Annotated in this window: 18 protein-coding genes; 12 read left to right on the top strand and 6 right to left on the bottom strand. The window is 47.2% G+C overall.

Annotation, left to right across the window (positions count from 1 at the left end):
- Positions 1-131: 131 nt before the first annotated feature.
- Together Q4Q57_RS06805 and metG are read right to left on the bottom strand one after the other, a co-directional pair.
- The gene (locus Q4Q57_RS06805; RefSeq protein ID WP_259520288.1) at positions 132-1,088 is read right to left on the bottom strand and encodes an AEC family transporter; all 957 of its coding nucleotides are present in this window, start codon (positions 1,086-1,088) and stop codon (positions 132-134) included.
- A gap of 322 nt (positions 1,089-1,410) precedes the next feature.
- Positions 1,411-3,480 (bottom strand): methionine--tRNA ligase, encoded by a 2,070-nt coding sequence (gene metG / locus Q4Q57_RS06800; RefSeq protein WP_311890244.1) that lies wholly within the window; start codon positions 3,478-3,480, stop codon positions 1,411-1,413.
- A 160-nt stretch (positions 3,481-3,640) separates the two neighbouring features.
- Here metG and apbC point away from each other — a divergent pair, with 160 nt between their 5' ends.
- From apbC to Q4Q57_RS06755, 9 genes are all read left to right on the top strand, one after another.
- A complete protein-coding gene (apbC, locus tag Q4Q57_RS06795; protein WP_006086266.1) occupies positions 3,641-4,756 on the top strand; it encodes an iron-sulfur cluster carrier protein ApbC in 1,116 nt (371 codons plus the stop codon).
- 11 nt (positions 4,757-4,767) lie between these two features.
- Positions 4,768-5,406 (top strand): uridine kinase, encoded by a 639-nt coding sequence (gene udk / locus Q4Q57_RS06790; protein WP_006081926.1) that lies wholly within the window; start codon positions 4,768-4,770, stop codon positions 5,404-5,406.
- A gap of 31 nt (positions 5,407-5,437) precedes the next feature.
- Complete coding sequence (gene dcd, locus Q4Q57_RS06785) at positions 5,438-6,019, top strand: dCTP deaminase (RefSeq protein WP_311890239.1); 582 nt, start codon at positions 5,438-5,440, stop codon at positions 6,017-6,019.
- A gap of 5 nt (positions 6,020-6,024) precedes the next feature.
- The gene (pabC, locus tag Q4Q57_RS06780) at positions 6,025-6,834 is read left to right on the top strand and encodes an aminodeoxychorismate lyase (RefSeq protein WP_012587483.1); all 810 of its coding nucleotides are present in this window, start codon (positions 6,025-6,027) and stop codon (positions 6,832-6,834) included.
- Positions 6,831-7,868 (top strand): endolytic transglycosylase MltG, encoded by a 1,038-nt coding sequence (mltG, locus tag Q4Q57_RS06775; protein WP_311890236.1) that lies wholly within the window; start codon positions 6,831-6,833, stop codon positions 7,866-7,868. The genes pabC and mltG overlap by 4 nt, the downstream gene beginning before the upstream one ends.
- A gap of 22 nt (positions 7,869-7,890) precedes the next feature.
- Complete coding sequence (gene tmk / locus Q4Q57_RS06770) at positions 7,891-8,517, top strand: dTMP kinase (protein ID WP_300483724.1); 627 nt, start codon at positions 7,891-7,893, stop codon at positions 8,515-8,517.
- Complete coding sequence (holB, locus tag Q4Q57_RS06765; protein ID WP_311890235.1) at positions 8,511-9,467, top strand: DNA polymerase III subunit delta'; 957 nt, start codon at positions 8,511-8,513, stop codon at positions 9,465-9,467. The genes tmk and holB overlap by 7 nt, the downstream gene beginning before the upstream one ends.
- A 6-nt stretch (positions 9,468-9,473) precedes the next feature.
- The gene (locus Q4Q57_RS06760) at positions 9,474-9,800 is read left to right on the top strand and encodes a PilZ domain-containing protein (RefSeq protein ID WP_006081920.1); all 327 of its coding nucleotides are present in this window, start codon (positions 9,474-9,476) and stop codon (positions 9,798-9,800) included.
- A 213-nt stretch (positions 9,801-10,013) separates the two neighbouring features.
- Positions 10,014-10,802, top strand: coding sequence for a TatD family hydrolase (locus tag Q4Q57_RS06755; protein ID WP_006081919.1), 789 nt, complete (start codon positions 10,014-10,016; stop codon positions 10,800-10,802).
- A 297-nt stretch (positions 10,803-11,099) separates the two neighbouring features.
- On the opposite strand, the gene rsmF is transcribed toward Q4Q57_RS06755, so the two are convergent.
- Entirely contained in the window at positions 11,100-12,560 is a 1,461-nt protein-coding gene (rsmF, locus tag Q4Q57_RS06750) for a 16S rRNA (cytosine(1407)-C(5))-methyltransferase RsmF (protein ID WP_311890234.1), read from the bottom strand.
- Positions 12,561-12,783: 223 nt separating this feature from the next.
- On the opposite strand from rsmF, the gene Q4Q57_RS06745 reads away from it, so the two are divergent.
- The gene (locus Q4Q57_RS06745; RefSeq protein WP_311890233.1) at positions 12,784-14,010 is read left to right on the top strand and encodes a nucleoside recognition domain-containing protein; all 1,227 of its coding nucleotides are present in this window, start codon (positions 12,784-12,786) and stop codon (positions 14,008-14,010) included.
- 141 nt (positions 14,011-14,151) lie between these two features.
- Here Q4Q57_RS06745 and Q4Q57_RS06740 read toward each other — a convergent pair whose 3' ends face one another.
- From Q4Q57_RS06740 to Q4Q57_RS06730, 3 genes are read right to left on the bottom strand one after another with little or no spacing between them, the layout of a single operon-like run.
- The gene (locus Q4Q57_RS06740; RefSeq protein WP_311890232.1) at positions 14,152-16,791 is read right to left on the bottom strand and encodes an MlaD family protein; all 2,640 of its coding nucleotides are present in this window, start codon (positions 16,789-16,791) and stop codon (positions 14,152-14,154) included.
- Positions 16,778-17,395 carry a paraquat-inducible protein A gene (locus Q4Q57_RS06735; RefSeq protein WP_006086274.1) on the bottom strand — a complete coding sequence of 206 codons (618 nt, stop codon included), beginning with the start codon at positions 17,393-17,395 and terminating at the stop codon, positions 16,778-16,780. The genes Q4Q57_RS06740 and Q4Q57_RS06735 overlap by 14 nt, the downstream gene beginning before the upstream one ends.
- A gap of 1 nt (position 17,396) precedes the next feature.
- Positions 17,397-18,029, bottom strand: a complete 633-nt coding sequence (locus Q4Q57_RS06730; RefSeq protein WP_311890231.1) for a paraquat-inducible protein A — start codon at positions 18,027-18,029, stop codon at positions 17,397-17,399.
- A 207-nt stretch (positions 18,030-18,236) separates the two neighbouring features.
- Between Q4Q57_RS06730 and Q4Q57_RS06725 the strand changes: the two genes are divergently transcribed.
- Positions 18,237-18,536, top strand: a complete 300-nt coding sequence (locus Q4Q57_RS06725; RefSeq protein ID WP_006081913.1) for a YebG family protein — start codon at positions 18,237-18,239, stop codon at positions 18,534-18,536.
- A gap of 17 nt (positions 18,537-18,553) precedes the next feature.
- The gene (locus Q4Q57_RS06720) at positions 18,554-19,012 is read left to right on the top strand and encodes a GAF domain-containing protein (protein WP_311890230.1); all 459 of its coding nucleotides are present in this window, start codon (positions 18,554-18,556) and stop codon (positions 19,010-19,012) included.
- Positions 19,013-19,269: the final 257 nt, after the last annotated feature.

Here is a 19,269-nt window from a genome sequence, read left to right as displayed (position 1 = left end):
ATATTGCCGTTTTATCCCTAATCGAAAGGCGAGCATGGCTCGCCTTTTTTACTGTGAGTTATGGTGACGTATCAGCACTCAAACTTGTTCCTCTCGCGTTTGAGCAATCAGCTCTTAGCATTTAGCTGTAGCTAGATCAGCTCCAAAGTTGACAATACAAAGATGCCTAAGGTGCACGTGATCAACGAGCAGACTGTGGTCAGCGCGATAATATTGGCTGCAAGGGGTGCATTGCCACCCATGGCGCGTGCCATCACATAGCTGGCGGCTGCGGTGGGCGCAGAACTCATTAAAAAGACCAGCGCTAACTCAATCCCTCGATAGCCCAACAGCAAGGCCCCAAGCGTGATAAAAAGCGGGGCAAAGATCAGTTTCAATGCGGTCGAGAACCAAGTCGAATGCTTTTCATGTTTGAGTGAACCAATATCGAGCGAACCGCCAGTGCACAGTAACGCTAGTGGCAGGGTCATATTGGCAAAGTATTGGCCCGCATCGAGCACCATTTTCGGTACTGGAATAGCAAGTAAATAGAACAACATGCCGACCATAATGGCAATGATCAGCGGGTTTTTAGTGATGGTTTTGATGATTACGCCAAATGCGCGTTGGCTGGATTCTTCGCCTTTAGGGCTTAGGCAAATAACCGCTTGAATATTGTAGAGCAGCGTCATCGAGGCGACATAAACCGCAGCTAAAGCAACACCAGAACTGCCATAGGCGTTGGAAACATAAGCTAAGCCGATAATGGCGGTATTGGCCCTGAATCCCCCTTGAATAATCACACCTTGGTCTTTGTGCTTGGGAAATAGCCGTCCAGTTGCATAGGTGGAGAGTATAAAAAACAGTAAATTGGCCGCTAAACCATAGCCAATTAAGGGCGCACTGGAGGCGAGATCGTGATTGGAGCTAATAATGCTAAGGAACAGCAAGGCTGGCAGCGTCACGTTAAAGACTAATTTTGATGCGACATCAATAAAGTTTTCATTGATGATTTGGGTGCGTTTTAGGATCACACCGAGCGCTAACATCAAACAAATTGGACCCGTAATCGAGGCAGAAAACAGCAACTGCTCAACGATATTTCCCATAACTACTCCTCGAATGATTCACTGAACACTGCGTCGATTTTAGACCTGTCACAGATATGAATATCACACTGCAGCGAATGCCTTGTCGATAGAAATACGAGCATTAACTCGTTTTCTGCAACCTGTCACTTAAAGCAGTCGCTTAAACCTGTCAGTTAAACTAGTCGCTTAAACCTGTCTGCTAAACTTAGTGGCGTAAGCTCAGTCTTTTAAAAGACAAAGTGACACTCGAAGCTACAGATAGGCTCAAACAATCGATACCAACAAATAAGGCCACATAAAATGCGGCCTTATTGATTTTTCGAGCGTTAGCTAGCGCAGATTACTTAACCCGCATGCCAGGCTGTGCGCCTTCATGGGGTTCTAAAATCCACAGGTCGCTGCCACCAGGGCCAGCAGCTAACACCATACCTTCTGACATGCCAAAACGCATCTTACGTGGCGCTAAGTTAGCCACCATCACAGTCAACTTGCCTTCGAGATCTTCTGGCGAATAGGCCGATTTGATCCCGGCAAACACTTGGCGCGTTTCACCACCGATGTCGAGTTGTAACTTGAGTAACTTGTCAGCGTCAGCAACATGCTCTGCTTTGACGATGCGAGCGATACGCAGGTCGATTTTCGCAAAATCATCAAAGTTGATGGTCTCACTGATCGGATCGTCAACCAGCGGTTCACTGCTTACCGATGAAGCTTTAGCGGTTTTTTCAGGCGCTGCCGTCTTTGGTGCATCCGCCGTGACTTGCAGGTTATCCTTGGAATCAGCAACCATAGCATTGACTTTATCCAGCTCAACACGTTGCATCATTGCCTTGAATGGGGCGATTTCATGACCCGCTAAATCTTGGCTCAATGCATCCCAAGTGAGTGGCAATTGGAAGAAGGCTTCCACATCTTGGGCTAAACGTGGCAATACAGGTTTTAGATACGTCACGAGAATACGGAACAGATTCAAGGCGTTTGAACACACTTGATGGGCTTCTTCCTGTTGGTCGTCATGTTTTACCATTTGCCAAGGTGCAGCATCGGCCACAAACCCGTTAGCGATGTCCGCTAATGCCATGATTTCGCGCATCGCTTTACCGTATTCGCGCGACTCGTAAAAATCGGCAATCACGTCTTGCTTGGCTAAAAACGCTTCGGTCAGCGTAGTATCAGCAATTTTCGCGAGCTTGCCATCGAAGCGTTTAGTGATAAAACCTGCTGTACGCGAGGCTAAGTTCACTAGTTTACCGACTAAATCTGAGTTCACGCGCTGGGCGAAATCTTCCAGATTTAAATCTAAATCGTCGATACGGCTGCTGAGTTTGGCGGCGTAGTAGTAACGTAAATATTCAGGATCTAAATGATCTAAATAGGTACGCGCCTTAATGAAGGTGCCTTTCGATTTAGACATTTTTGCGCCGTTGACCGTCACATAACCGTGGGCATAGACGCTGTTTGGCTGACGATAACCTGAGCCGTGCAGCATGGCTGGCCAGAAGAGGCTATGGAAGTAAACGATGTCTTTACCGATGAAGTGGTAAACCTCGGCGGTAGAATCTTTGCCCCAGAACTCATCGAAGCTCAGTTCAGGACGTTTTGCACACAGGTTTTTGAATGACCCCATATAACCGATAGGCGCATCTAGCCAAACATAGAAATACTTGCCCGGTGCATCGGGAATTTCAAAACCAAAATACGGTGCATCACGGGTGATATCCCATTGCTGCAGACCTTGCTCAAACCATTCGTCGAGTTTATTGGCCATTTCGACTTGTAGGGCGCCAGAGCGAGTCCACTCTTTTAGCATGCCTTCGAAGGCGGGCAGGTCGAAGAAAAAGTGCTCAGTGTCTTTCATCACTGGCGTTGCACCCGATACCGCTGATTTTGGATTGATCAGTTCAGTTGGACTATAAGTCGCGCCGCAAGAATCACAGTTATCGCCATATTGATCAGGCGACTTACACTTAGGGCAAGTACCTTTTACGAAGCGGTCGGGCAGGAACATGGATTTCTCAGGATCGAATAACTGAGAAATGCTCTTGCTTTTGATATAGCCGTTGTCCCTTAGCTTGAGATAAATATCGCTCGCCATAAGGCGGTTTTCTTCGCTGTGAGTGCTGTGATAGTTATCGAAGGCGACATTAAAATCGGCAAAATCCTGCTGATGTTCTTTGTTCACTTGGGCGATCATATCTTCAGGCGCTATGCCTAATTGCTGCGCTTTAAGCATGATCGGCGTGCCATGGGCGTCATCGGCACAAATATAGTGGCACTCATGTCCACGAAGTTTTTGATAACGCGACCAGATATCTGTCTGAATGTATTCCAACATGTGACCTAAATGTATCGGTCCGTTTGCGTAGGGAAGTGCGCTGGTCACGAGAATTTTACGTTGTGAAGTTGCCATCTTGTCTCAAATATCGTGGTGGGCCAAAAATATTGGTAGAGATACTAACCGATTACAGGATGATTTTCATCAAAAGCTGAGCCGATTGAGCTAAATCTGCGCTAATGTTTTCTGCATTATCTGGTACACTTGGGCAAATTTATTGGTGGGGGTAATTCTTTTGTCTTCAACTCAAACTGATTATCGTCTAAATGACGATCTTCTCGGGCCAGTTCTGGCTATTCTCGATTCATTTGTTGACCCGTATCTCGCGAAAGGGTTAGTGAGCGCAGGATGCGTAAATAAACTGGCGTTGGAAGGTAAGCGTTTGCAGCTTGGCTTAGTCTATCCATACCCTTGCATGACCCAGTATCGCGACACTGTGATGGCGTTGACCAACAAGTTGGCCGTGCTAGATGCTATCGATGAAGTCGAATGTGAAATCGATTTTCAACCTAAAGCCTATTCAGCGTTATCTTCTATCGCACCGATTGCCAATGTGAAGCAAGTGATTGCCGTTGCCTCAGGTAAGGGCGGCGTGGGTAAATCAACCACAGCGGTGAACTTAGCCTTGGCCTTAGCGGCTGAAGGCGCGCAGGTGGGTATTCTCGATGCGGATATTTACGGCCCGTCAGTGCCTATGATGCTAGGTATTCCTAATTTCAGACCGCTTTCCCCCGATGGCAAACATATGACCGCCGCCAGTGCCCATGGCATTGCCGCGCAATCGATTGGGTTTATGCTCAGCGGTGATGAAGCCGCCGTGTGGCGTGGCCCAATGGCAGCGGGCGCCTTAGCGCAACTGCTCAATGAAACCCAATGGCCAGAGCTGGATTATTTAGTCGTCGATATGCCGCCTGGCACGGGTGATATTCAATTAACCCTGTCGCAAAAAGTGCCGGTGAGCGGCGCTGTTATCGTCACTACGCCGCAGGATATCGCGCTGGCCGATGCCAAGAAGGGCATCAATATGTTCCAGAAAGTGAACATTCCTGTGCTGGGTATCGTCGAAAACATGAGTTTCCATTTATGTCCCGAGTGTGGCCATAAAGAACATCCATTTGGAACACACGGTGGCAGTAAAATCGCCGAGCGTTATCAAGTTCCACTGTTAGGCGCCTTACCGCTGCACATTAATATCCGTGAAGCCATGGATAACGGTGCGCCGACGGTCGTTGCCGATCCAGACAGTGAAGTCGCGGCACTTTATCGGGAAATTGCCCGTAAAGTGGGCGCAGAATTGGCTTTAAAGCAAAGCCAGAAAACAGTTTCTATTAGTGTTTCAGATGACGAGTAAGGTTTAAGGGTATGAATTCTCAGCAGTGTGTCATTATTGCAATTGCTGGCGCGTCAGCATCGGGCAAAAGTTTAATTGCCAAAACGATTTTTGACGAATTACGCCGCGATTTAGGCACAGATCAAATTGGGGTAATTAATGAAGACGCGTACTATCGCGATCAGAGTCATTTATCCATGGATGAACGGGTATTAACGAATTACGATCATCCAAAAGCGTTGGACCATCAACTGTTGTGCACCCATTTACAGTTGCTCAAGTCTGGCGAAGCTGTTGATATCCCTTGTTATAGCTACACAGAACACACTCGTATAGCAGAAACCCTGACGATGACACCGAAAAAGGTGATCATTTTAGAAGGTATCTTACTGCTGACCGATCCTAAATTACGTGCGCTGATGGACGCGAGTGTGTTTATGGACACACCGCTGGACATTTGTTTCCTACGTCGCCTAACCCGTGATGTGGCTGAACGCGGCCGTACGATGGAATCTGTGATTTCTCAGTACAAGAAAACCGTGCGTCCTATGTTCTTACAGTTTATCGAACCGTCGAAACAATATGCCGATATTATCGTTCCCCGCGGCGGTAAGAATCGTATTGCGACCGATATTTTAAAAACTCGTATCCAACATTTACTGGCAAAATAACGACATAAAAACTCAAGGAGTAATAGGCAAGATGCGCTTAACCGATATCGAAATTGAACAGGCCCTTGATAACGGCACTATCGTAATAGAACCTCGCCCAGGCATAGAAGCTATTTCAGGCGTCAGTGTTGATGTGCGCTTAGGTGGACAGTTTCGCGTCTTTAAAGATCATACTGCGCCTTATATCGACTTGAGTGGCCCAAGCGTCGAGATGCAAGCTGCGCTTGATCGGGTGATGAGTGAAATTATCGAAATCCCTGATGGCGAAGCGTTTTTCCTGCATCCTGGCGAATTGGCCTTGTCGGTGACTTACGAGAGCGTGACGCTGCCCGCCGATATCGTCGGTTGGCTCGATGGTCGTTCATCATTGGCGCGTTTAGGCCTGATGGTGCACGTGACTGCGCACCGTATCGATCCGGGTTGGCAGGGTAAAATCGTGCTCGAGTTCTATAACAGCGGCAAGTTACCTTTGGCCCTGCGTCCACGTATGACCATAGGCGCGCTTAACTTTGAACGCCTCAATCATGCGGTTGCACGTCCTTATAACACCCGTAAAAGTGCCAAATACAAAGATCAGCAAGAAGCGGTTGCCAGCCGTATCAGTCAGGACTAACACAAGTGTTTTGGGTGAATGGCGCATCGCAGGCGAGTGTCGACCCTTCCGATCGAGGGCTTGCCTATGGTGATGGCCTGTTTGCGACTATGCGGACAGGCGCTGAGGGGATTTTGTTTTTCAACGCCCATCAAGCTCGTTTAACCGCAGGCGCCGCAAGGCTTGGGTTTCAATGGCAAATGAGTGAAGCACTGCAACAGCAGCTTCATGCCTTAGCCATTGAATATCCACATCATTGCATTAAGTTAATCGTTTCCCGTGGTGTCGGTGGCCGTGGTTACACACCACCAGAAACGGTTAATCCTACTGAAATCGTCTCAGTTCATGCTATCCCAAGCCATTATGCAAAGTGGCAGCAAGCGGGCATTTGCCTTAAAACCTCGTCGATACGATTGGGTTTGCAGCCCTTGTTGGCTGGGATGAAGCATTTAAATCGACTCGAACAAGTCTTAATAAAATCCCACCCTTTACCTCAGGGGTTTGATGACTGGTTAGTTAACGATATCGAAGGCAATGTGATCGAATCTTCGATGGCGAATGTGTTTTTTATCAAAGGTAATCGCGTTATAACCCCTTCATTAGCCCAGTGCGGCGTGGCGGGTGTGATGCGCGAACAGGTTATGATAGCCTTGCTTGAACAGAACATGAATATCGAATGTTTGCCCGTTGGCGCCGAGCGTTTAATTGAATTTGACTCAGCGTTTATCACTAACAGCGTTTTAGGAATTGTGGATGTGCTGGCGATTGATTCGCTCAAGTTCAGCCGAGCTCCGATTACCGCGCAACTTAGACAGACACTTTCACTCACCCTATGAAAAAACTCATTCTTATCGCCAGTTCAACCCTGTTGACCTTGCTGACATTAGTCTGTTTGGGCGCCTTTTGGGGCTATCAAACCGTTATCGAATACAGTCAAACGCCGCTGAGTCTCAGCGAGCCTAAAGAGCTGACCGTTGAACGCGGTACCAGCGTGAACCAGCTTTCGCAGCAACTTGCCGACGATGGCGTGATTCAAGACACGTGGAAACTCAAGTGGTTACTTAAGTTCCGCCCTGAGCTTGCTAAGATCCGCTCGGGTCTTTACGAAATCTCACCTTCACAAACCATTACCGATTTGCTGAATGATTTGATTGCTGGAAAAGTGAAAACCTTCAGTTTGACCTTAGTTGAAGGTAAAACCATCGTTGAATGGGAACAACAACTTGCCAGTGCGCCGCATTTACAGATGTCACCAGAGGTGTTTGCCGCCGTGTTGATGGCGCAGGGCGATGATTCAGGTTTGCCAGAGGGTAAATTCTTTCCCGACACTTATCATTATACCGCCGAGGCGGATGTTAAAGTCCTGCTGACTCAAAGCTATAAGATGATGGAGCAAGAGCTTGCCAAAGCGTGGGCGGAACGGGCACCAAATCTGCCGTTAAAATCCCCCTATGAAATGCTGATTTTGGCATCGATAGTCGAAAAGGAAACCGGCCAAGCCCATGAGCGCGACCAAATTGCCGGAGTATTCGTTAATCGTCTTAATCAAGGCATGCGTCTGCAAACCGACCCGACGGTTATTTATGGCATGGGCGAACGCTATAAGGGCAATATCACCCGTAAAGATTTAGTCGAAGAGACACCTTTTAACACTTACCGTATTTTTGGATTACCGCCAACGCCGATTGCAGCACCGAGCAAAGCCTCACTGATGGCCGTGTCTAAGCCCGCCAGTGTGAGTTATCTCTATTTTGTGTCACGCAACGATGGTACCCATGTGTTTTCAAGCACACTTGAAGCACACAACCAAGCTGTAGATGTGTATCAGCGTAAGAAAAAACCGGCGACGCCAGAAAAATCACCAAAGTAAAAATGCAGAGAAAGAAAATCCAATGTCAGTTTTTGCAAAATTTATCGTTATTGAAGGTTTAGAAGGCGCGGGTAAATCGAGTGCGATTAACCTTATTCGCGACTTTATTGAAAAACATACGGGTAAAGCGCCAATCTGTACCCGTGAGCCAGGTGGCACGCCACTGGCCGAACGTATCCGTGACTTAGTCAAAATTGCCGATTCGACCGATCCCCTGTGCGACGAAGCCGAGTGTTTACTTATCTATGCCGCCAGAGCCCAGTTGGTTGCTAATGTCATTAAGCCCGCGCTTGCAAAGGGTCAATGGGTATTGGGTGACAGACACAATTTATCGTCACTGGCCTATCAAGGTGGTGGCAGGGGCTTAATGCCGTTAGTGGAAGCGGTGAGCACTGCCACCCTAAAAGGCTTTAAACCCGATCTCACCTTATACTTAGATTTAGATCCTAAGCTTGGGCTAACCCGCGCAGCTAAACGCGGTGAGCTTGATAGAATCGAGCAACAAGCGATTGATTTCTTTGAACGGGCTCGCGCGACTTATCTTAAACTTGCCAGCGAAGATGACAGCATAGTGGTTATCGATGCGAGTCAAACCATGGCCGAAGTGCATAAAGATATCTTAGCCGTACTACAGGCGATGGCATGGTAGCCGAGTCAGGGTTTACAGCTGCGCAATTGCCTTGGCTCGAAGGGCCAAGACAGGCATTTTTAGCGCAACTCACGCGGCAAAAAATGCCCCATGCGCAACTTGTCGGCATTGATTCTGCCTATGGTGGTGAGCTGCTGAGTGTGTTCATGGCGCGTGCAGCCATGTGTTTGCAGCCAACACCGGCGGGGGCCTGCGGTTTTTGTAAGTCTTGTCAGCTCTTTGATGCGGGTAATCATCCCGATTTTTACCATATTGCCGCCGATGGCAATCAAATTAAAGTCGATCAAATTCGTGAGCTTTGCACGCGTCTTACTGCTACTGCCCAGCAAAGCGGTATGCGAGTGGCGATTATTCACCATAGCGAGCGACTTAACTCCGCTGCCGCCAACGCACTCCTTAAAACCCTTGAGGAGCCGGGTAAAGACACTTTACTGATATTGCAGTCTGATACGCCTGCACGTCTAATGGCGACGGTCAGCAGCCGCTGCCAACGCATTCCCTTCGTTGTGCCAAGTCGAGAGATCATCAAAAACTGGTTAGCGCAGCAATGTAATATCCAAGAGGATGTCACTTGGTGCTTGAGTGTGGTGGGTGGACCGCTAAAGTTGGCAGAGAGCTTGCAATCTGAAGGTGGTCAACAGAGCCGTTATCAATCCTTGTTACAGTTTCGCAAAGATTGGGCCCAAAGTTTGTCGTCTGGTCATCTGTGTGCTAGTTTGTTAACTATAAGTGAACAACAAATAATTGATGTTCTTAAGGTTTTATACCTGCTTATACGGCAGATATTACTGAAAAATAGCCACCAAGATGCGTTTATCCATGCGCAGCTCGGGAACTTGGCGGCCAAGATCATGGGAATGTGTCATAGCTTAAGTACAATGCCGAGCGTCAATTATCTGGCCTTGTGTCAAAGTTATGTCTTAGAATATAGAGAGATAACAAATAAGTAATATGCCATGGTAGATCTCGTCGTTAATTTTGATACCTTACATCAGCTATATCGTGCCTATATGCCTTTTATTAAGCCGGCAGGATTATTCATTGCCACCAGTGAAGGGCATTACCTTGGCCAGCCGCTGACGATTGCGTATCGCTTACCGGGCGCGACCATAACGAATGAATTTCGCGGCGTCGTGGTATGGATCAATCCCTTAGGTGCTTCGGGCGGCCGTCCTGTAGGCATTGGCATTAAAATTGTTTCTGAGCCCGATAGCCATAAACACCACATCGAAAAATTACTGTCCCGCGAACTTGCCTCCGGCGATCTAACCTGCACTATGTAGGTTGGCCCGCATTATTGCTCTGGTTTGAAGGTTACTTAGGTTTAAATGTTACTTAGGTTTAAACGCTCTGCTTTAAGCGTTACTCTCGTTTAACTGTTCTAGTTTTAACATTGGCCCACACTCTAAACTGATACTTCGCCTCCGTGGAATTTGACCTCGATCCCTTGGCTGGGTATCCTTGTCGTCCTTTTGTTATTCAGCTTGGAAATCCCTGTGCTTATTGATTCACACTGCCATCTCGATCGCCTTAAAGCGGCGCCTGATCAACAAACCCTAGAACATATTCTGGCCAGCGCGAAAGCCCGTGGCGTGGACTATATGCTATGCGTCAACGTGCGCCAGCAGGGATTTGAATCGATGCGAGATAAAGTTGCAGCCTTCGATCAGGTATTTTTGTCATCGGGCGTGCATCCATTAGACGTTAAAGAAGGGCTTGATGTTGAGCAAATCCGCCGCTTTGCCACCGATCCTAAAGTGGTCGCGATTGGTGAAACTGGCCTAGATTATTTTTATGCCGACGAAACTAAATTGCTGCAACAACAATGTTTTGAGCAGCAGATCGCCCTTGCGGTCGAAGTGAATAAACCTTTGATTGTCCATACTCGCGATGCGCGTGAAGACACGATCACTATGCTTAAGCAGGGCAACGCGGATAAAGTTGGCGGCGTACTGCATTGCTTTACCGAGAATTGGGAAATGGCAAAAGCGGCGATTGATCTTGGTTTTTACATTTCAGTATCAGGTATCGTCACCTTTAAAAATGCCGGTGAACTTCGCACTGTTATCCGTAAAGTGCCACAGGATCGCCTGTTGGTTGAAACAGACTCGCCCTATTTGGCGCCTATTCCACACCGTGGACAAGAAAACCAGCCCGCCTATGTACGTGATGTGGCACAGTTTGTGGCCGAGCTTAGAGGTGAACGCTACGAAGATCTTGCTGAGTACACCAGTAATAACTTCTTTAATTTATTCAAAGATGCGGCGCGTTTAGTCGGCCGTTAGCTTTAAGTGCTTTGACCCACGTTATGCGATTGCGTGCTTGCCAACACTGAGACATAAAGGCTCAGGCAAAAAGACTCAGGCATAAAGGCACTGGGATAAAGACACTGGCATAAAAAAAGGCCCAAAACGATGAAAGCTGTTTGGGCCTAGGGGAATGGCTCGTTGAAGAGCCGTGCGCTACAGGTGAAAGCGCCATGCAGTGCGCTTTACAATAGACTCAGTGTAGTCGAGCTTTTGCCCTAGAGTCGCGTTCACCTTCCCCTTCTTTAGGTTATTTATCGCTAAAAAACAGCAGAACTATAACGATTTTGTCTGTTCTGGTAGCAATAACACTTTATCTTTCACTAAGTCTCTGGGCAGGTTGTTTTTTAACTTATTGCCTAAATGTTTCGCCATGCCTAACGGCGCGCCGCCATAACAGACGATCACTTCACCTTGGGCTTTGCCTGCGGTTGCTAAGGGAATATCTCGCCCCATCAAATACTCTTTGGCTTCAACATCGCTCACATCGACCGTTTTTGCGGTTGGGCTGAGCTGTTTTCCCGCTAAAGCAATAATCGCTTCATGGCGGACTTTAAAACCGTGCTTACTGCTATCTGCGAGTTTAATGCCAATACGCTGAAAGCGCATACGGCCGATAAAAGCGTTGAATTCGTGCGGAAATAGCCAGAATTCATCATCGCGAACCATGATGAGTTCGTCCGGTAAGCTGATACCTAAATCCTGCTGAAAATAGTCTTTGATCCCTTGTGCTTGTTTCGCTGATGCTGGCGTGAAGGGGAAGTTTTTCTGCAGTTTAGGCTCTGGCTGTAACCGCGGCACAGAGGCAGTTTTTGTCAATTTAGCGACAAAGAAACCTTCACTGTCGTAAATCTGCGGCCAGACATGCAAGAAGCCTTCGGCAGTCGTGGCTCGCTCAGCGCCATCAAATAAATCACTTAAGGATTCAAATTGCACGGCATCGCCGTACACTTGCTTTAAATACTCGCACACGCCTTGGTTTTCGAGGCGGTTTAATGTGCAGGTCGAGTAGACCAAACTGCCGCCGGGTTTCAGGGCGAGAAACGCCGATTCGATTAAGGCTTTTTGGGTTTCGCTAATCGCCAACACATCGTCAAGGCTCCAATGTTTTAACGCATCGGCGTCTTTACGCACTGTGCCTTCGCCGCCACAGGGCGCATCAATGAGCACGGCATCGAAACTTTCGTACAGGTATTCGCCAAACACGCGGCCATCGAAATGGGTGAGGGCGCAGTGACTTGCGCCCATGCGCAGCACATTGGCGTGCAATACTTTCACGCGGCTCGCCGAATACTCATTCGCCACCAATAAACCTTGGTTTTGCATCAATGCGGCTATTTGCGTGGTTTTTGAACCCGGCGCAGAGGCGAGATCGAGTACGCACTGCCACTTTGCACTAGTCGTAAATGCACTAGGCGTAAAAAGTGCGGTCGGCGGCAGCATAGAGCTGGCTTCTTGAATGTAGAATAAGCCCTGAATGTGCTCTAAGGCATTGCCGAGTTGTTCTTCTTCATCGTAACTGATCCAAAATCCGTCTTCACACCAAGGAATAGGATCAAACGTCCAGCCCTTAGGTTGCATCAGAGTCTTAAAGTCGTCGCTGCTGATTTTTAAGGTATTGACCCGAATTGAACGTCTAAGCGGCCTGTCGCAGGCGGCAATAAACTCGTCCATGGATAAATGGGCGGGGAGTTCTTGGGTGATTGTATCGATAAAATTTTGATTTAATTGAACCATTGATTTCATTGAACCATAGGAAAATAGACTGTGTATCAACTGGCGCGAGTATATCATAATCCCTTATTGGGTCTGAGATTTTATCCCAAGTGCCTCAGCCGTTATGATGATTTGAGGTTTATGCACAGACGATTGCCGCAATATTGCAATGAGTCGCCATAAAGCTAGCACTCAGTAGCCATGAGCTAATAGAATAAAAACAAATAAAAATAAGGGGATTAGCGTGCTGAATCGCGTGTGGTTAGCTTTTTTTATCACGGCATTGCTAGCAATAGCGGTGCAACTGTTCAATGGGCACATAGAAGTCCTATCGGCTTCGGTCGCCGCATTATTTGCGAGCGCTAAGCTTGCCGCCGAAATTTCCCTTGGCCTGATTGGTGTACTTTCCCTGTGGATGGGGTTAATGCAGGTGGGCGAGAAGGCCGGAGTGGTCAGCGCTATTGCCTTTGTTTTTGAGCCCTTACTGCGCCGCTTGATGCCAGAAGTGCCCAAGGGCCATCCCGCCTTTGGCAGTATCACAATGAATTTAACGGCGAATATCTTTGGCTTAGATAATGCCGCCACGCCGCTTGGTTTAAAGGCCATGCATGATTTGCAGAGTTTGAATCCACTAAAAACTGTGGCGACTAATGCGCAAATCTTATTCTTAGTGCTCAATACTTCCTCTGTGACCTTAGTGCCTGTGACGGTATTCCTTTACCGTGCCCAGCAAGGTGCTGCTGCGCCTGCGGATATTTTCCTGCCGATTTTACTGGCTACTTCGGCCTCGACACTGGCGGGTTTGTTGGTTGTGGCGTTAGTGCAGCGGATTTCGTTACTAAACTCTGTGGTGCTCGGTTATGGCGCCTTGATGCTCTCTGGCCTAGTGGCGAGTGGTTTTTATCTGATGACCTTAAGTGCTGAAGCCATTGGCACAGTGTCGACGGCAATGGGTAACGGCATTTTATTGTTATTAGTGTTTACCTTCGTCATTGTTGCGGGCATCCGTAAGGTGGCGGTTTATGATGAGTTTATTGAAGGGGCGAAGGCGGGTTTTGCCCAATCTATCCAGCTGATCCCTTATTTGCTCGCCATGTTATTGGCTATAGGTTTACTGCGCGCATCCGGCGCTTTGGATTATCTGTTGCACTTGATTGCCAGTGGCGTACGGATATTGGGTTTCGATACGCGTTTTGTCGATGCTATGCCGACCGCGCTGATGAAACCTTTTAGTGGCTCAGGTGCCAGAGCCATGATGCTCGAGACCATGGATCATCACGGCGTCGATTCTTTTGCAGGCCGATTAGCGGCGATTTTTCAGGGTAGCACTGAAACCACTTTTTACGTACTCGCCGTGTATTTTGGCTCTGTGGGTATTCGCCATGGCCGCCACGCCTTAGCCTGTGGGTTAACCGCGGATTTTGCAGGGATCAGCGCTGCGATTGCCGTTTGTTATTGGTTTTATGGATAAGGGGTTAGAGTGTTGAGCGACCTAGAATGTCTCAATAGAATTGCAAGGGAAGCTAAAAATAAATCAGGCGCATAATGCGCCTGATTGACTTTTAAGAGCTTTAATATTAGTGCGTTGGTGTAAGTATTTTGAAGAAAAGAATTACTGGGCGGGTGCCCATTCCTGCCATTCGTTTTCGGCTTTGTGTTGCAATCTTAATACTGTTCCTGCTGCTAAACGATTAACCTCTTGAGTCGTGTCCTTAGTCGCGACATTAATACCGCCAGCGAGTAAGGTTTCCAGCGAGCCCGCTTCGATTTGCGCACCTGAAAAGAGGCCAACATCGACTTTAATTCCAGAAGCATCCCAGAACTGACTGCTTTGATTCACTAAGTGACTGTACTGCGGCTCAATATGGGCTTGCATCAGCACGCTATTGCCCTGTGTCGACAGGTGATAACCATCGATTTGACCGACTTTGATACCACGGAAGAAGATAGGTGTGCCGACTTTCATCGAGCCTAAGTTGTTATCTTCTAAGGTGAATTTTAGCGCATCTTCGGCAACGTTGGCATAGCTGCTGACAGCGAGGTTGGCAACAAACTGGGTCGCTTTTTGACTGCTTGTACCCGGTAGCACACCGATGTAAGGGCCAGTGATCAAGGTTTCTGGTGCTTTAATTCCTGCTAGAGAAATTTGCGCATCCACTAGATGATATTCACAGTCGCTGCGGCTGAAATGTTCGGCGTATTCGCCGTAGAGATAGGCCGTTGCAGTGAGTGTATTGAGATCGGCATTGAGCTTCACCTGCGACACTTCACCCACTTGATGACCTTGATAGCGAATCGCTGCTTTGGCCGTCAGTTTACTTGAAGCGGGTAAGGTGAGGCGAATTGCCTGCGCCTGCGTTAATGCCAACTGCTTGCTCTCATAGAGTTTTAAGTTAGCTGTATTGCTGGCTTTGCCATTGCTATCAAGCAATCCCAGACTGATGCTGCCCTTTAATGCTCCTTGAAGCGGCGCGACCGCAACATCAATGCCCGCAAGACTGGCGCTAATATCCACGGCGCTGTTACGCCAGAACACATTCGGCTTTTTCAGCAAGGGCTGGAATTGTTTGTCGATAGCGAGCTTGATAGCAAAGTCTTCGGTCTTACTTTGCCAGTTCACTGAGTCAACTGTGCCAATTTGCATCTTTTTATAGTAAATCGGTGAGCCTTGGCTGACATCTGCGCCATCTTGACTGATTAAGGTTAGATGCACTTGTTGCTGACGATCATAAAAGGCTGTCGCGGCATCCACTGAGCTAAACAAGGTGAGGGCGCTGTTGGCGGCGAGTGGTGTATCGCTGTGGCCTTGGATCAAGCTAACCGCACCTTGAGTGAGCGTCGTAAAATCCCTTGCTTTGACTGAAACGCTGTCTAGTGATGCTTTTACTGTTAATGCCGACTCAGGGACAAAATAGCTGTCGCTGCGAATTAGGCTAGCAAACTCAGGTTGTAACTCGAGTTGGTATTCCACCGCCGATAAATCTTTGGTTAACTTAACCGCAAGCACTGAGCCAATAGGGATTTGCTTAAAGCGAACTTCAGCGCCCGCTGAAATACCCATGTTTTCGGCTGAGGTTAAGGTCAAGAAACGCTTCTTTGATTGCAGTAAATCAGGCGCTTTGGCTTGTAAGGCAAAACTGCTTGGCATCGCCGTTTTTGTATTAATGCCCGGCAGGAAGTTAATCACGCTGCCCGTTAGTAAACGCTCTGGATTTTTAATGCCTGAGAGGGAAATATCGGCACCTTCAAGCCAAAACACCCCGTCGTTAGTTAACAGTGAACCGTATTGAGGTTCAAACTTAGCCACGGCTATTACGCCATTCGCGGTGAGTTGCTTGCTTAAAATGCTGCCGATATTGATGCCGCGATAAACAATACGAGTGCCTTTGTCGACACCGTTAGCATCAGCCATGGTCAGGTTTATTTCTATGCCGCCAAGGGCTGTGGTTTCTGAATCATAAAGCGAAAAAATGTCACCGTTTTTGGCAATATCCGCTTTATCATCAGAGCTAAAACTCACGCCGCCAGCCAGAATGGATGCCAAACTCTCAGAGCTGACTTTAACGCCTGTCAGTGATGCATCAATTTTGACGCCGGAGACATTCCAAAAGTGGGAGTTTTTCTTCACTAATCGCGCGTATTGCTCTTGAATAAAAGCGCTGATGATGACTCTTTGATTACCATCTAAACGATAGCTAACCACACTGCCCACAGGGATTTGGCGGAAAAATATTGGCGAGCCAACATCCAACGAACCGAGTTTGTCTGAGGTCAGTTCGACCATCACACCTTCTGAGCCGATTTGCATCGGCGGCGGTTGGCGTTCAGCCTCGAAGAAGGTTGACGCATTACCTTTGCCCGGTTGAATCGCGATGTAGTTACCCGAAAACAACGCATCTAAGCCTTCAACACCTGTGATACTGGCCTTAGGGGTGACCAGCCAGAAGAGAGTTTCCTTATTTAAGAAAGGCTTAGCACGGTAGTCCATCATGACTTTAACGTTTACGCCCTTGAGATCTTCATCTATTCCTATGTCTTTGACTTTACCGACAGTCAAGCCTTGGTATTTGACTAAGGTTTTACCTACGTCAATCCCAGTGGCGCTCGGAAAGTGAATTTGAATTTCAACGCCCGATTCTTTAATGCTCTTAATGCCCAGCCACGCACCCAATGCCAACGCGACAATAGGCAGTAGCCAAATGGGCGAAAAGAGTTTTTTCTTTACAACTTTCGGCGATTCAATTTGTGTCATCTTGAGGTTCCAATCGATCCCAGAGTAAACGAGTGTCTAACACTTTTGCGGCTAACTGAGTTAACAGAATAACCAAGGCAAATGCGGTCGCTGCAGGCGCGGGTTTAGCGTCGAGTAGTTGTCCCATATTCACTAATGCCACTGTGATTGAGATGACAAATAAATCGAGCATAGACCAACGACCAATCCATTCGATGATGTGAAAACCCACCATCAATTTCTTTTTTGAAATCGGAATATCAAAGCTGATCGCGCACAGATAAATGGATAAGCCGATGATTTTAATCCATGGCACTAAAATACTGGCAGTAAAAACTATCACGGCAATGGGCAACATATCTGAATGCACTAGATGCAAAATGCCCGAAAAAATGGTGTCGTGCCGCACTTGCCCTTGGTTGGTCAGCATAGTGATAGGGTAAATGTTGGCAGGCACCAGCAAGATGGCAGCGGTAATCAACAAAGCCCAACTTTTTTGCAGGCTGGAATAGTCCCTGACCTGCAACTCAGCTTCACAGCGCTGACAGTGGCTGAGGTCACTACTATTGAGCTGGCGGCAGACCTTACACAGACACAGGCCGATATCTTTACCTTGTTGCTTCATATCAGCGATGACCTTCCAATAAAGTCCACATGTGCTCTAAGTCGTACTCTCGTTGAAGAAATAAAGTCACGAGAAACAACATATTGAAGCAAAATGTGCCCATACCAAAATAAATATCCGAAAAATCAGAAAGCTGGAACGATGAAACCAAAAAGCTGATCACATAAATTTCCAGCATAGTGAGCTGCGACAATACGCCATGAAACTTCAATAATTGCTTTAATGAGTTACGCCAAAAAAGACGACTCAGTCCCCATTTCACAATCAAAATCTGCGTCAGTATCGACAACAGTAATAAGCCTGGACCAATCACAGCGGCGGCAAGCACAGCTAAACCAACGACCCAATAACCTTGGTCAAATACCGCAAACGCGCCCTGAAAAACCGTGGTGGTGCGAATGCTGCCGAAAAAGTGAATTTCGAGTACGGGTAAAAAATTGGCAGGAAAATAAAATACTAGTGCCGAGATACATAGGGCGAGCATGCCATTTACAGAGCAGTAAGGAGTGTCATAAAGTGCAGTGCTGCAACGGGGGCAAAGGGCTCTGACACCGCTTGGCAAGGCACGTTTGCGGACTGCTAAATCGCAGGAACGGCAAAGGATTACTGAATTTTCTGCTGCGTTTTCATGCATATAAAAATATATATTAGCCTAAATAGGAGTAATAACAGCGAGATCGGTGCAAAGTGTAGTGCTAATCAGCCGTTCTGCACAGTCTAGCGCTTTATAATCTTGGCAACGAAAGTACGCTAATAATATCAGATTAATCAGAACACTTGCATCACAAGTTCAATCTATGTCACTCTAGTTACTGTATATAAAAACAGTGCGAGGGCAGTCATGGCAGTAATAACACAGTTTGTCGTGGTCAGAGAAGGGGTTGAAAAGATGACATTCACATCTAAGAAGGAGGCTGATGCCTACGATAAGATGCTCGATATCGCCGATAACCTTATCCCCTTCATTCAAAAAGCTGATTTAGGTATAGATGAAAGCGTGGGCGAAAAGCTCGCATTCTATTTTGCTAACAATAAAGATGAGCTGACGAACTTGCTTAAAGGTGTCGTTCAGGTTAATAGTACGCCAACGAATCCACCTGCTGCGAAAAAAGCGGCTAAAAAGACCGAAGCAGCAGAATAAAATTGTTAGGAAATGTAATGAAATCGAAATTTTATGAGTCACTTAACCGTCAAGCCTTGGCCTTGTTGGAAGGGGAAGATGACCTTGTTGCGGCAATGGCGAATTTTTCAGCCTTACTCAATGATAATTTGACTGAGCTGAACTGGGTGGGATTCTACGTTATGCGTGGCGAACAACTGGTACTTGGCCCGTTTCAAGGTAAACTGGCTTGTACACGCATTCCGCTAGGAAAAGGCGTGTGTGGTACGGCGGCATTCACCAATCAAACCCAGCGAGTGGCCGATGTTCATCAATTTGATGGCCATATTGCCTGTGATTCTGCCAGTAATTCTGAAATCGTTGTGCCAGTTCGTGCCCAAGGTAACGTGGTTGCCGTGCTCGATATTGACAGCCCAATCTTCGATCGTTTCGATGAAGAAGACCAAAAGGGGCTGGAATTACTGGTTAAAAGTTTTGAAAACTGCCTATTTGATTAATTTGCGTACAATAACGCATAATTCATAGTCGCAATCGGTGGCGTGCGCCTTATAATATGCGCCTGCACGCATTAAGCTGGTTTGATTGGCATGCAATGAATAAGCTTAGTGTTTTGAGCTGTAAAAATTTGTTAAGGTATATTTTTTTTAACTTTAGTAAACGCGGCTAGGATGCTAATTTGTACGTTGACTCAATATTGAGTTTAACGAAGATAAACGACACGTAAGAAGCTGATATATATATCACCTCGAATCGA

It is taken from the genome of Shewanella sp. SP2S2-6, from assembly GCF_031931965.1.
Classification (GTDB): Bacteria; Pseudomonadota; Gammaproteobacteria; order Enterobacterales; family Shewanellaceae; genus Shewanella; species Shewanella baltica.
This window is presented reverse-complemented; position numbering and strand designations above follow the sequence as displayed.